Raw genomic sequence first — 11917 nt, 5'->3', positions numbered from 1 at the left:
AGCGTGCCCGCCACGCCCGACTGGCCGATCGCCACCAGGTCCAGGATCCGGCGCTCATCCTCGGTGACGGTGAAGGCGCAGGGCACACCGATCTGCACCCGCCGCTCGGCCCCGAAGCCGATGATCCGGGTCAGCAGGCCCACCCGTTCCGCCGCCGGCTCGGCCCCGACCTTGCGGAAGGCCAGCAGCACCGGATGGTCGGTCGGCGCCCCGGTCTTCAGCCCGACGACGCTGAGGCGCAGCGCCCACAGCACCAGCTGCTCAGGGAAAGGCAGGGCGCGGCGGTCGCTCGGCTCGGTGATCTGGTCCTCGTCCATTCTGGGCTCCCGTTGGAACGGCGAGTCAATTGAGAACGATTATCAATCGCGAATCAAGAGGCGATGTGTTTCCCAGATGAGACGCAGCTGTAACCCTCCACCGGACCGGGCCGAACCGGAGGCGGGATGCCGTTTCAGGATTACGTCATGATCCGATCGCTTCTGACCGGCCTGCTGGCCGCGACTGCCCTTGCCGCTGCGCCCGCCCTGGCCGCCGAACGCCCGGTGGTGGTGGAGCTGTTCACCTCGCAGGGCTGCTCCTCCTGCCCGCCGGCCGACGCGCTGCTGTCGACGCTGGCCGACCGGCCGGAGGTGCTGGCCCTGGCCTTTCATGTCGACTACTGGAACCGGCTGGGCTGGACCGACCCGTTCTCCGGCCCCTGGGCCACGGCCCGGCAGACGGCCTATGCCGCGCAGTTGGGCTCGGACCAGGTCTACACGCCGCAGGCCGTGATCGACGGGCGCGGCGACGTCGTCGGGTCCGACCGCGCGGCGATGGAGGCGGCGATCGCCGCTGCACGCACCGATCCGTCGGTGCCGGTGCAGCTGACCGCGTCCGGCACCGGGCTGCAGGTGGCGGTCGACCCTGCCGCCCCGGCCGACGCGGTGTTGTGGCTGGTCGGCTTCGACGACCGGCACGACACGCCCGTTCGGCGCGGCGAGAATGCCGGCAGGACCCTGGTCGACCGCAATGTCGTGCGCAGCCTGACCCGGCTGGACGGCTGGATGCCCGGGGGCACGGTCGCCGCGGCCCGGCCGGAGGGCGACCGGACGGCGGTGCTGCTGCAGGCCGCGGACGGCCGGATCCTGGGAGCAGCCCGGCTGTAGCCGGGCCCGTCTCAGCCAGCCAGGGCGCTCAGCCGGCTGGGCGCGGCGCGAACAGGCCGAACAGGCGGCGATTGAGCAGCGTGCCCAGTCCGACCAGCAGCGCCACCGCGCCGCCGTGCCAGATCAGCACCATCAGCGTGGCCTCGTCGCCATGGAACATGGAGACGCCGCAGGCCGACAGGGCCGCCGCCGCCAGCATCCCGCTGGCGATCGTCGCGACCGGACGCACCGGGCCGGCCAGGCGCAGCATCGCCAGCAGCACCAGGGACAGCGGCAGGCTGATCAGCAGGATCGAGCGGAAGCAGAAGAAGCTGGTGCCGAAGGCGAAGCCCTGCGGGCCCAGGCGCACCCAGTCGGTCATGCAGCCATAGCCGATCGAGAACAGCCACAACGCCAGGCCTGGCAACGGCAGCAATGCCCAGGCGCGCGACCGGTCCGGCAGGCTGACATGGAAGGCGGCGATGGCCGCAAGGATGCCGGTCAGCATCGAGCCCGCCCATTCCAGCTGGTAATGGGCCTCGCCCATCTCATCCATGAAGTCCGGCCGGATCCCGAAGGACAGGACGACGGTGCCGATCATCAGGACGGCGACGGCCAGCCAGCCCAGGGCGCGCAGCATCGGCGGCCGCAGGGGGCGGACCGGCTGCGCGTCGGCGGCCAGCCTTGCGATCAGGTCTTCGGTGCGAGTGTGCCCCGTCTCCGTCATTTCGGTCCCAACGCCCCCTTCAGCGCCTTCAGCGCGCGGTGCATGGCGACCTTCAGCGCCGGCACCGACGCGCCGCTGGCGGCCGATGCCTCCTTCAGCGACATGTCCTTCAGCTTCAGCAGTTCCACCGCCTGACGCTGGCCGGGCGGCAGTTCCGCGATCGCGCGCCGCAGCGCGATCGAATCGGCCTCCGATCCTTCATTCGTTTCAGGCGCAGCAAAGGTTTCCTGGAACGGGTCGATCGCGGTCTCGCGGCCGGTGGTGCGGATCTGGATGCGCACGCGGTCGACGATGCGCCGCCGGGCGATCGCCACCAGCCAGGGCTGGAACGGCCGGCCCGGATCGTAGGTCTGGCGGATGCTGTGCAGGGTCAGCAGCACATCCTGCACCGCATCCTCGGCATCGGCCGGGCGGCGCAGCGACCGGCGAGCCAACGCCCGCAGATAGGGGGTGATCTCGGTCAGCAGCCGACGATAGGCGACCCGGTCGCCCGCCTGGGCCGCGACCATCAGCGCCGACCAGCCGACATCCGGCCCCGCGCCGGCGGAACGATCCTCGGCGGGTGGGCTCATGACAGCGGGCGGCGGGGCAATCCGGACATCGGCGCCGAGACTAGGGCCGGGGCCACCGGCAGGCGAGCGAATTTTCCGTCATGTTCCGCCGATGCTACCGGCTGCAGATGGCGGCCAGATCGCGCAGGCGGTCCTTGAGCTCGGGCGCCGCATCCGGCCGCAGCGCCGGCCACAGGCTCTGGGCCTGGACACCGTCGACCATGCAGCCGCAATAGGCGTGGCACTGCTCCATGCCCCCGCCTCGCTGCTCGCACTGCACTTGGCAGTCGATCAGCATCGGCGCCGGGTCGGGCGCCGGCGACAGCATCGCCTGCGGGTCGCGGCCGAGGCCCATGCCGACCAGCAGCAGCAGGCCGATCAGCACCGGCTGGTGGACCAGGTAGAAGGCCAGGCTGTGCCGCCCGATCCAGCGCAACGGCCGGCCCGCGCCCCCACCGTCGACCGTGCCGCCGGGGGCGCCGGCCCGCAGCCACCACCGGCCCATGGCAAGACCCAGCAGCACCGGCCCGAACCAGGGGAACAGCGGCTCATAGTCGTTGCTGCGCGGCGGCGCGGTGCCGAGGCCGGTCCAGAGCAGCCAGGCATGGTCGAACAGGCCAGAGCGCCAGACGATCGGCAGAGCGATCACGGCGAGACCGAGAATGACATTCGCGGCCGCCGGCAGCCGCAGGACCAGGAGGCCGAGGATGCTCGCGGCAGCGATGCTGTGCAGGATGCCGAAGAAGATGAACTCGTCCGGGATCGCGAACCAGGTCGCGACGGTCACGGCGATCGCCCCGGCCATGACCTTGCCCAGCCGGATCGCCCAGCGCCGCAGGTCGTGCCCCTGCACATGCCACAGTTCCAGCCCCAGGCCGACCAGGGCCAGGAAGCTGCCGGCGATCAGATAGCGCGCCGCGACCCAGCCGGCGCCGCCCGCCAGGTCCCAGTCGACGAAGCGGAAGAACTTCAGGTCCCAGGACAGGTGGTAGAGCGCCATCGCCAGCAGCGCCAGGCCGCGGAGCAGGTCGACGACCGGCAGGCGGCCGGGACGCTGGGAGGCCGGCATCGGTTCGGGTTAGCCCGGCCGCACGAACACGCCGTCCATGCCGATCAGCCGGGCGGTGCGGCGGTTGAAATAGCCGGGGATGAACAGCGCCGGCACGAAGCCCAGCTCGGCCATGTGCTGGATCATGTCGCGGTAGGACGGCTCGCCGTCATAGACCGGCACGATCGACAGCTCCATCTGCACCGCGGCGATGCGCGGCAGCACGCCGCGCGCCCCGTCCAGCACCCGGCGCTCGGTGCCCTGGGTGTCGATCTTCAGCAGCACCCGGTCGCCCGGCCGGGCATGGCGGGGAAAGATCCGCTCCAGCCGCGCCTGCGACGCCACCTCGGTGCCGACATAGGCCGAGCCGTCGAGCAGGTCCGCCATCTCGGCGGTGAAGTCGAGCACCGAGCTCATGTCGCTCTCGCCCGAGACCTGCAGCGTCACCGGCGCGTCGCCGTCGCCCAGCGCCATCCGCGACTCGACCGACCAGTCCGGATCGGCCGCGGCCGCGGCGGTCAGGGCGGCATGGGCGGCCGACAGCGGCTCGATCGAGACGATCCGCCCGGCATAGCCGCCGCGCCGCAGCCGCTGCGCGTACTGGCCGATATTGGCGCCGACGTCGAACACCAGGGTGATGCCCTGGTGCTCGAGCACCCGCATCAGGTTGCGGGTATCCTTGGAGACCGGCTCGGGCGGCACAGCGTCACTCATCGAAGCTCTCAGGATCCGTCCGCATTGCCGGACGCAGCCTCACGAATGCGCCCAGTCCCAGTAGAGCTTGCGGGCCTTGGCGTAGAACGGCCCCGGCTGCAGGTGGCGGTCCTCCAGCCGGGTGCAGGGCAGCACCTTGGCGAAGTTGCCGGTCTGGAAGATCTCGTCGGCCTCCGCCAGCTCGTCCGGCCGGATCGCGCGCTCGAGCACCTCGACGCCGGCATGGCGCAGCAGCTCGATCACCCGGCGGCGGGTGATGCCGGCGAGGAAGGTGCCGTTCGCCGCCGGGGTGTGCACGGCGCCGTCCTTGGCCATGAAGATGTTGGCGGTGGCGAATTCGGCGACGTTGCCGATCGGGTCCAGCATCACCGCATTGGTGAAGCCGCGCTGCTTGGCCTGGCGCATCGCCATGCCGGATTGCGGATACAGGCAGGCGGCCTTGGCCCGGGTCGGCGCCATCTCCGGCGACGGCCGGCGCAGCCCCTGGGCGAAGCAGGCGGTGTCCTCCCCCGGCTGCGGCAGCGGCGAGTCATAGATCGAGAGGCAGAAGCGCGTCGCCGCGGGGTCGGGCTCGATCCAGCCTTCCTCGGCCCAGAACATCGGCCGGATATAGACCGCGGCGTCGGCCGGGAAGCGGCGCAGCCCCTCACGCGCCAGCGCCTCGATCTCCTCGGCCGGCAGGGTCGCCTCCAGCCCCATCGCCTTGGCCGAGGCGACGGCCCGGACGCAATGGCGGTCGAGGTCCGGCGCCACGCCTTCGAAGCCGCGGGCGCCGTCGAAGATGATCGAGGACATCCAGGCGGCATGGCTGAGCGGCCCCATGATCGGCGGATTGCCCTCCTGCCAGGAGCCGTCGAGGAAGGTCCACGCTTGTCTTGCCATGTCGTCCGTCCGATCCCACGTCGTCTTGCCGGCGGAGCATAGGCGAGCGGCCGGGCGGCGCCAACACCGCCCGGCGGATGACCCAGCCTGCGCCGGGCGCAGGGGAGGAGCGGGCTACTGGCTGGACCAGACGATACGGGCCTTCCAGACCACGTCGGACAGCTTCAGCGACTGCGGCGCCTCATCGCCGGCCAGCGGCTTCAGGTCGATCCGGTTGGCGCTGATCCGCACCAGCTCGCCGATCAGCAGGCCCTCGCCGGCGGTCTTCGCCACCACCCGGTCGCCGCGTCGCAGCCCCGCCGCCGGTGAGACCACGACGACATCGCCATCCCGGTAGATCGGGGCCATGGCGTCGCCCGAGATCTCCAGCGCATAGGCGCTCGGGTCGGACAGGTTGGGGAAGTCGACCTCGTCCCAGCCCTTGCCGGTCGGGTGCCCGGCTTCGTCGAACAGCCCCTCGATGCCGGCCTGGCCGAGGCCGATGACTGGGATGCGCCGGGCCGGCAGCCCCGACCCGTCGTCGATCAGCCGGACGAAGGCAGCCATCGAGCTGCTGGTCGCGTCGAGGATCTTGGAGATGCTCTCGGTGGACGGCCAGCGCAGCTTGCCGTCGCTCGACTGCCGCTTGCTCGGGTTGAAGGTGGTGGGGTCGAGCCCTGCGCGACGCGCAAGGCCGGAGGGGGACAGACCGTTGAGCCGGGCAAGACGGTCGATCGCCGCCCAGATGTCGGCGTGTTTCAGCATGGGAACGATGTCTCCCAGGGGCATCGCGGGGGGTTCAGGAATATTTTCATTTATAAAACTTACCTAAAAATGAATATGATTGCCTTCCCAAAATGTTGCCTCGCCCCATGTCGCGTTCGCCTTATTTGACAGATGTGGCCCCCACCACAGATCACATTGTACAAGGCGCGCGACCTTCGCGCTATGACCCGAAAGGGACAGGCCGACAGGCTATTTGTTCTCATCTTAGATGAGGCGACCGCCCTCCTATCACCCCCAGATGGGGGATCGGAGCGCAGCGCTTCCGCCGATGGGACCGGAAAGCCCGGCAGGCCGGCGACGCGCCATGCGCGCTTCGCCGCGGCACGGAGATGACAGGCCCGGGTTGGCAGCGGCCTCAGTTGACGCTATCCCTGCGATCCATGCTCCGCTCCATGATCAAGATCGCGATGCCGGCCCCCCTCTTCCGCGTCACCCTCCTCCTCGCCAGCCTCGCCGCGCTGCCCGCCGGCGCCGCCACGGTCGACACCATCGCCAAGCAGGCGATCCTGATCGACACCACCACCGATACGGTGCTGATGGAGAAGGCGGCGGACGAACGCATGCCGACATCGTCGATGAGCAAGATGATGACGGCGTATCTGGTCTATGACGCGCTGCGGGACGGCCGGATCACGCTCGACACCAAGTTCCCGGTGAGCAAGAAGGCCTGGCAGACCGGCGGGTCGAAGATGTTCGTCCAGGTCGGGGACAACATCCGGGTCGAGGATCTGCTGCGCGGCCTGCTGATCCAGTCCGGCAACGACGCGGCGGTGGTGCTGGCCGAAGGCCTGGCGGGGTCGGAGACCGCCTTCGCCGACCGCATGAACGAGATGGCGAAGAAGCTGAACATGAACAGCAGCCATTTCGTCACCGCCAACGGCCTGCCGGACCCGGAGCATTATTCCACGGCCCGCGACCTGGCGATCCTGGCCGAGCGCATGATCTCGGACTTCCCGCAATACTATCGCTACGATGGCGAGCGGGAGTTCACCTGGAACAAGATCAAGCAGGGCAACCGCAACCCGCTGCTGTACCGGGAGATGGGCGTGGACGGCATCAAGACCGGCCACACCGATTCCGGCGGCTACGGCCTGACCGCCTCGGGCGTGCGCGACAACCGCCGGCTGATCCTGGTGGTCAACGGGCTGCCCAGCATGCAGTCCCGCGCCGACGAGGGCGCCCGCCTGCTGGAATGGGGCTGGAACCAGTTCCGCCTGTACCCGCTTTACAAGGCCGGCGCCACGGTCGACGAGGCGACGGTCTGGCTGGGCGCCGAGGACAAGGTGCCGGTCACGGTGGCGCAGGACCTGGCCATGACCATGCAGCCGGCCGATTTCGACAAGATGACGGTCACCGCCCGGTTCCAGCAGCCGATCGAGGCGCCGATCGCCAAGGGCCAGGTGCTGGGCGAGCTCGACATCGCCCCGCCGGAGGGGCCGGTGCGCAAGGTGCCACTGGTCGCCGCCCAGGACATGGCCGAGGCCTCGATCTTCCGCGCCCTCGGCATGAAGCTGGGCCTGCTGCTGGGCCTTTGATCCCCTTCGATCCGCGACGCCCCGACGGGCGGCGCTTTCGATCAGGTCGGCGTCGCCTTCGGTCAATGGAGCACGCCGCCGCCGCGTAGCATCGCCTGCATCCGAGCCCGTCCGCCGAGAGACGGGCCGCAGGCGAGGACCAACCGGCGGATGCCAGCGACCGCGGCCGACCCGACATCCCCGTCCGACCGGAGGATCGCGGCGCCGCTCAGGCTGCACCGCGAGGCGGTGCGGGCGGAGTGGACCGACTACAACGGCCACCTGAACGACGGCTACTACGCCGTCATCTTCAGCCACGCCACCGACGCCTTTCTGGAATTCGCCGGCATCGACGCCGCCTACCGGGCGCGCAGCCGGCGCACCGTCTTCACCGGCGAGATGACGATCCGCTACCGCCGCGAGGCCCATGCCGGCGACGAGGTGGCGGTCGAGACCCGGCTGGGCGCGATGGACGCCAAGCGCTTCACCCTGCACCACGTCATGCGCCACGTCGCCTCCGGCACCGTGCTGGCCGAGAGCGAGGTGCTGAACCTGTCGATCGACGCGACGATCCCCAAGGTCGCGCCGTTCGAGGCCGAGATCCATGACCGCTTGAGCGAGATCCGCGCCGCACACGAGGCCGCCGCGGAGGACGAGAAGGGCTGACAACGCCCCCGATTCCCATACGGACAGACAGGAGGCAGAGATGAACGCGAGACGATTCCTTTGCACTGCGGCAGCGATCGCCGCGCTGACCCCGGCCGGTGCCGCCCTGGCCGACGATGCGGCCTGCAAGGCCGTGAAGATGTCGGATGTGGGCTGGACCGACATCACCTCGACCACCGCCCTGGCCAATACGGTGCTGACCGGGCTGGGCTACGAGCCGAAGATCGACATGCTGTCGGTGGCGGTCACCTTCGAATCGCTCAAGAACAACCAGGTGAACCTGTTCCTCGGCAACTGGATGCCGTCGCAGACCGAGATGGTCGAGCCCTATCTCAAGCAGGGCGTCGAGCTGGTCGGCACCAACCTGGCCGACGCCAAGGTGACGCTGGCGGTCAACCGCGAGGCCTATGAGGCCGGGGTCAAGGACTTCGCCGACCTGCAGAAATTCGCCGACAAGTTCGGCAAGTCGATCTACTCGATCGAGCCCGGCTCCTCCGCCAACAAGAACCTGTCGACCATCATCGAGAAGAACGAGTTCGGCCTCGGCGGCTGGAACCTGGTCGAGGCCAGCGAGCAGGCGATGCTGGCGCAGGTCGACCGGGCGACGCGGCGCGGCGAATGGGTGGTGTTCCTGGGCTGGGCGCCGCACCCGATGAACATCAAGTACAAGATCGACTATCTCAGCGGCGGCGACGCCTATTTCGGCCCGAATTACGGCGGCGCCACGGTGCGCACCCTGGCCAACCAGAAATGGCTGGACGGCTGCCCGAACCTGAAGAAGTTCGCCCAGCAACTGGTGTTCGACCTGAACACCGAGAACCAGATGATGTCGATGATCCTGGACGAGGGCATGGAACAGAACGCCGCCGCCCGGAAGTGGCTGAGCGAGAACCCCGGCCTGCTGACCAAATGGCTCGACGGCGTCACCACCATCGACGGCAAGCCGGGGCTGGAGGCGGTGAAGGCCTCGTTGAAGAGCAGCTGAGCCGGCCGGACCGGGCCCGTCGCAACGGGCCCGGCCGTCCGATGGTTTCTCAATATACGCGCTCCTTCGGCGGGATCGGTGCGACCTCGTTGGACAGCGGCTGCATGTGGACCAGGCGGTGGTCCAGGCGCACCCCGTCCGCCTCGTCCAGCCAGGCCAGGCTGTGCTTCAGCCAGGCCTGGTCGTCTCGCTTCGGGTAGTCCTCGCGGGCATGGGCGCCGCGGCTCTCGGTCCGGCCGATCGCCGAATGCAGGCTGACCACCGCCTGCTGCAGCATGTTGTCCAGCTCCAGCGCCTCGGCCAGGTCGGTGTTGAACACCATCGACCGGTCGGCGAGACCGAGATCGGCCCGCATCGGGCCCGCGGTCTCGCCGAGCTTGCCCAGCCCCTCCTGCATCAGCGGCCCGTCGCGGAACACGGCGCAGTGCCGCTGCATGATGCGCTGCATCGCCAGCCGGATCTCGCCGGCGCTGGTGCCGCCCCTGGCGTGGCGCACCCGGTCCAGCCGGTCGATCGCCTTCTCGGTCGCCGATGCCGGCAGCGGGGCGTGCGTTTCGCCCGGTCGCACCGTCGCCGCGGCCCGCTGCGCCGCCGCCCGGCCGAACACGATGATGTCGAGCAGCGAGTTCGAGCCCAGCCGGTTGGCGCCGTGCACCGAGACGCAGGCGGCCTCGCCGATCGCCATCAGCCCGGGCACCACCGTCTCCGGATCGTCGCCGCGCAGCGTCGTCGCCTCGCCATGCAGGTTGGTGGGCACGCCGCCCATGTTGTAGTGCACCGTCGGCAGCACCGGGATCGGCTCCTTCGTGACGTCGACGCCGGCGAAGATCTTCGCCGTCTCGCTGATGCCCGGCAGCCGCTCATGCAGCAGGTCGGCGCCGAGATGCTCGAGATGCAGCAGGATGTGGTCCTTGTTCGGGCCGACGCCCCGCCCCTCGTTGATCTCGATCGTCATCGACCGGCAGACCACATCGCGCCCGGCCAGGTCCCGCGCTGTCGGGGCATAGCGCTCCATGAACCGCTCGCCTTCCGAATTGGTCAGGAAGCCGCCCTCGCCCCGCGCCCCCTCGGTAATCAGGCAGCCGGAGCCGTAGATGCCGGTCGGGTGGAACTGGGTGAACTCCATGTCGGCCAGCGGCAGCCCGGCGCGAAGCACCATGGCGTTGCCGTCGCCGGTGCAGGCATGCGCGGCGGTGCAGGAGAACCAGACGCGGCCATAGCCGCCGGTCGCCAGCACGGTGTAGTGGGCGCGGAACCGGTGCAGCGTGCCGTCCTCGATGTTCCAGGCCAGAAGGCCGAGGCAGGTGCCGTCGTCGTCCATCAGCAGGTCGAGCGCGACATACTCGACGAAAAACTCGGTCCGGTGCTCCAGGCACCGCTGGTACAGGGTGTGCAGGATGGCATGGCCGGTGCGGTCAGCCGCGGCGCAGGTCCGCCGTGCCATCTGCTTGCCGTAGTTCAAGGTCTGGCCGCCGAAGGGGCGCTGGTAGATCAGCCCGTCCGCGGTGCGGGAGAACGGCACGCCGTACTGCTCCAGCTCCAGCACCGCCGGCCCGGCCTCGCGACACATGTACTCAATCGCGTCCTGGTCGCCGAGCCAGTCGGAGCCCTTGACCGTGTCGTACATGTGGAAGCGCCAGTTGTCGCCGTCGCCCATGTTGCCGAGCGACGCCGCCATGCCGCCCTGGGCCGCCACGGTGTGGCTGCGGGTCGGGAACACCTTGGTGACGCAGGCCGTCTTCAGCCCGGACGAGGCCATGCCGAGCGCCGCGCGCAGCCCGGCCCCGCCGGCCCCGACGATCACCACGTCGTAGCTGTGGTCGATGATGGTGTAGGACTGGGTCATGACGATGCTCCGAAGGATCTGGCCCTGACCGTCAGCGCCAGGACGAGATCGATGGCGAGCGCCAGGGCCGCGGCGGCGCCGCCGACGACGAACAGGATGCGGTAGTCGCCACCCGTGCCGTCGAACAGGGCGGCCAAGCCGTAGGCGGCGCCGGCCTGGAACAGGGCGAACATCGTGGTCGCCCGGCCCCAGGCGGCGCGCTGCGCCTCCGCCCCATGCGGGATCAGCTCGTGGATGCGGCCCAGCACCAGCGGCACGATGCCGGGGGTGAAGCCGCCGATGACGATGCAGGAGACGATCAGCGCGGCCGGATCGGTGGTGACGGCCGGCACCGCCGCCGCCACCGCCTGGATCAGGAAGGCCGCCCGCAGCGCCGGGGCGAAGCCGGCCCGGTCGGCAAGATGGCCGGTCAGCAGCGGCCCGATCACCGCCCCCAGCCCGTACAGCACCCAGTATTGCGACCCGGCGGCGATGCCCTGGCCCAGGCCACGGGCCACGAAATCGACGACGAAGACCATGTGCGGCACGAGGGCGACGGCGTTGAGGCCGTATTGCAGGGACAGCACCGGTACGGCGGCGGAGACGCGCGGCCGCATGGCCTTCGCATCGGCATGGGAGGCTGCGGCGGGGTCGCCCTTCGGCCAGTTCGGCCAGGCGACCAAGGTCAGCACGCCGGACAGCGCCGCGAGGCCGAGCCAGCTCTCGCGCAGGCCCTGCAGCAGCAGCAGCGGCACCAGCGTGCCCGAGGCGGCGATGCCCAGGCCGACGCCGGCGAAGATCACGCCGCCGACCAGGCCGCGCTTGCCTGGCGCCGTATGCGGCAGGATGGTCGAGGCGGCGAGCACCATGATGACGCCGCCGCTGAGCCCGGCCAGGAACCGCCAGGCGAAGAACCAGGCGAAGGCCACCGGCATGGCGCAGGCCAGGCAGGACAGCGTGGCCAGCAGCATGGTGCCGCGCAGCGCCCGGACCGAACCGATGCGGCCGGCCAGCGGCCGCGCCGCCAGGGCGCCGGCGAGATAGCCGGCCAGGTTGGCGGCGCCGAGATAGATCACGTCGGACGGGCTGAACCACTGCGCCGCGATCAGCGCCGGG

Annotated in this window: 13 protein-coding genes; 4 read left to right on the top strand and 9 right to left on the bottom strand. The window is 70.1% G+C overall.

The genetic code is table 11. From position 1 onward, the window contains the following. The coding region (locus tag P409_RS13480; RefSeq protein WP_034837108.1) for a hypothetical protein at positions 1-317 on the bottom strand (317 nt) is incomplete at its 3' end. A 147-nt stretch (positions 318-464) separates the two neighbouring features. Between P409_RS13480 and P409_RS13475 the strand changes: the two genes are divergently transcribed. After that, positions 465-1145, top strand: coding sequence for a DUF1223 domain-containing protein (locus P409_RS13475; RefSeq protein ID WP_034837103.1), 681 nt, complete (start codon positions 465-467; stop codon positions 1143-1145). A gap of 28 nt (positions 1146-1173) precedes the next feature. On the opposite strand, the gene P409_RS13470 is transcribed toward P409_RS13475, so the two are convergent. From P409_RS13470 to P409_RS13445, 6 genes are all read right to left on the bottom strand, one after another. Then, a complete protein-coding gene (locus tag P409_RS13470) occupies positions 1174-1851 on the bottom strand; it encodes an NrsF family protein (RefSeq protein ID WP_034837100.1) in 678 nt (225 codons plus the stop codon). Then, positions 1848-2423 (bottom strand): sigma-70 family RNA polymerase sigma factor, encoded by a 576-nt coding sequence (locus P409_RS13465; RefSeq protein ID WP_052120553.1) that lies wholly within the window; start codon positions 2421-2423, stop codon positions 1848-1850. The genes P409_RS13470 and P409_RS13465 overlap by 4 nt, the downstream gene beginning before the upstream one ends. Positions 2424-2517: 94 nt before the next feature. Beyond that, complete coding sequence (locus tag P409_RS13460; protein WP_052120551.1) at positions 2518-3471, bottom strand: heparan-alpha-glucosaminide N-acetyltransferase; 954 nt, start codon at positions 3469-3471, stop codon at positions 2518-2520. Positions 3472-3480: 9 nt separating this feature from the next. Then, on the bottom strand, positions 3481-4164 hold the full coding sequence (locus P409_RS13455) for an FkbM family methyltransferase (protein WP_081991484.1): 684 nt from the start codon (positions 4162-4164) through the stop codon (positions 3481-3483). A gap of 39 nt (positions 4165-4203) precedes the next feature. Continuing rightward, positions 4204-5046: a branched-chain amino acid aminotransferase gene (locus P409_RS13450; RefSeq protein ID WP_034837092.1), complete on the bottom strand. Its 843-nt coding sequence runs from the start codon at positions 5044-5046 to the stop codon at positions 4204-4206. Positions 5047-5160: 114 nt separating this feature from the next. Next, entirely contained in the window at positions 5161-5790 is a 630-nt protein-coding gene (locus tag P409_RS13445) for a S24 family peptidase (protein ID WP_034837088.1), read from the bottom strand. A gap of 428 nt (positions 5791-6218) precedes the next feature. On the opposite strand from P409_RS13445, the gene P409_RS13440 reads away from it, so the two are divergent. The 3 genes from P409_RS13440 to choX all read left to right on the top strand — a co-directional run bounded on the left by P409_RS13440 (position 6219) and on the right by choX (position 8976). Next, positions 6219-7346 carry a D-alanyl-D-alanine carboxypeptidase family protein gene (locus P409_RS13440; protein ID WP_034837116.1) on the top strand — a complete coding sequence of 376 codons (1128 nt, stop codon included), beginning with the start codon at positions 6219-6221 and terminating at the stop codon, positions 7344-7346. Positions 7347-7496: 150 nt separating this feature from the next. Continuing rightward, entirely contained in the window at positions 7497-7991 is a 495-nt protein-coding gene (locus P409_RS13435; RefSeq protein ID WP_052120546.1) for a thioesterase family protein, read from the top strand. A gap of 40 nt (positions 7992-8031) precedes the next feature. Further along, positions 8032-8976: a choline ABC transporter substrate-binding protein gene (gene choX, locus P409_RS13430; RefSeq protein WP_034837085.1), complete on the top strand. Its 945-nt coding sequence runs from the start codon at positions 8032-8034 to the stop codon at positions 8974-8976. A gap of 49 nt (positions 8977-9025) precedes the next feature. Here the strand turns inward: choX and sdhA are convergent, their stop codons facing one another. Both sdhA and P409_RS13420 read right to left on the bottom strand, forming a co-directional pair. Beyond that, positions 9026-10822 carry a succinate dehydrogenase flavoprotein subunit gene (gene sdhA, locus P409_RS13425; RefSeq protein WP_034837081.1) on the bottom strand — a complete coding sequence of 599 codons (1797 nt, stop codon included), beginning with the start codon at positions 10820-10822 and terminating at the stop codon, positions 9026-9028. After that, positions 10819-11917 (bottom strand): YbfB/YjiJ family MFS transporter (locus P409_RS13420; protein ID WP_034837076.1); only part of this gene is annotated, 1099 nt, incomplete at its 5' end. The genes sdhA and P409_RS13420, both read right to left, overlap by 4 nt.

Source organism: Inquilinus limosus MP06, assembly GCF_000767795.1.
Lineage (GTDB): Bacteria > Pseudomonadota > Alphaproteobacteria > DSM-16000 > Inquilinaceae > Inquilinus > Inquilinus limosus_E.
This window is presented reverse-complemented; position numbering and strand designations above follow the sequence as displayed.

What these genes read in the sequence shown, in the direction of transcription:
- P409_RS13475 (WP_034837103.1), top strand. Translation starts at nt 465, where the DNA reads ATGATCCGATCGCTTCTGACCGGCCTGCTGGCCGCGACTGCCCTTGCC.
- P409_RS13470 (WP_034837100.1), bottom strand. Translation starts at nt 1,851, where the DNA reads ATGACGGAGACGGGGCACACTCGCACCGAAGACCTGATCGCAAGGCTG.
- P409_RS13465 (WP_052120553.1), bottom strand. Translation starts at nt 2,423, where the DNA reads ATGAGCCCACCCGCCGAGGATCGTTCCGCCGGCGCGGGGCCGGATGTC.
- P409_RS13460 (WP_052120551.1), bottom strand. Translation starts at nt 3,471, where the DNA reads ATGCCGGCCTCCCAGCGTCCCGGCCGCCTGCCGGTCGTCGACCTGCTC.
- P409_RS13455 (WP_081991484.1), bottom strand. Translation starts at nt 4,164, where the DNA reads ATGAGTGACGCTGTGCCGCCCGAGCCGGTCTCCAAGGATACCCGCAAC.
- P409_RS13450 (WP_034837092.1), bottom strand. Translation starts at nt 5,046, where the DNA reads ATGGCAAGACAAGCGTGGACCTTCCTCGACGGCTCCTGGCAGGAGGGC.
- P409_RS13445 (WP_034837088.1), bottom strand. Translation starts at nt 5,790, where the DNA reads ATGCTGAAACACGCCGACATCTGGGCGGCGATCGACCGTCTTGCCCGG.
- P409_RS13440 (WP_034837116.1), top strand. Translation starts at nt 6,219, where the DNA reads ATGCCGGCCCCCCTCTTCCGCGTCACCCTCCTCCTCGCCAGCCTCGCC.
- P409_RS13435 (WP_052120546.1), top strand. Translation starts at nt 7,497, where the DNA reads ATGCCAGCGACCGCGGCCGACCCGACATCCCCGTCCGACCGGAGGATC.
- choX (WP_034837085.1), top strand. Translation starts at nt 8,032, where the DNA reads ATGAACGCGAGACGATTCCTTTGCACTGCGGCAGCGATCGCCGCGCTG.
- sdhA (WP_034837081.1), bottom strand. Translation starts at nt 10,822, where the DNA reads ATGACCCAGTCCTACACCATCATCGACCACAGCTACGACGTGGTGATC.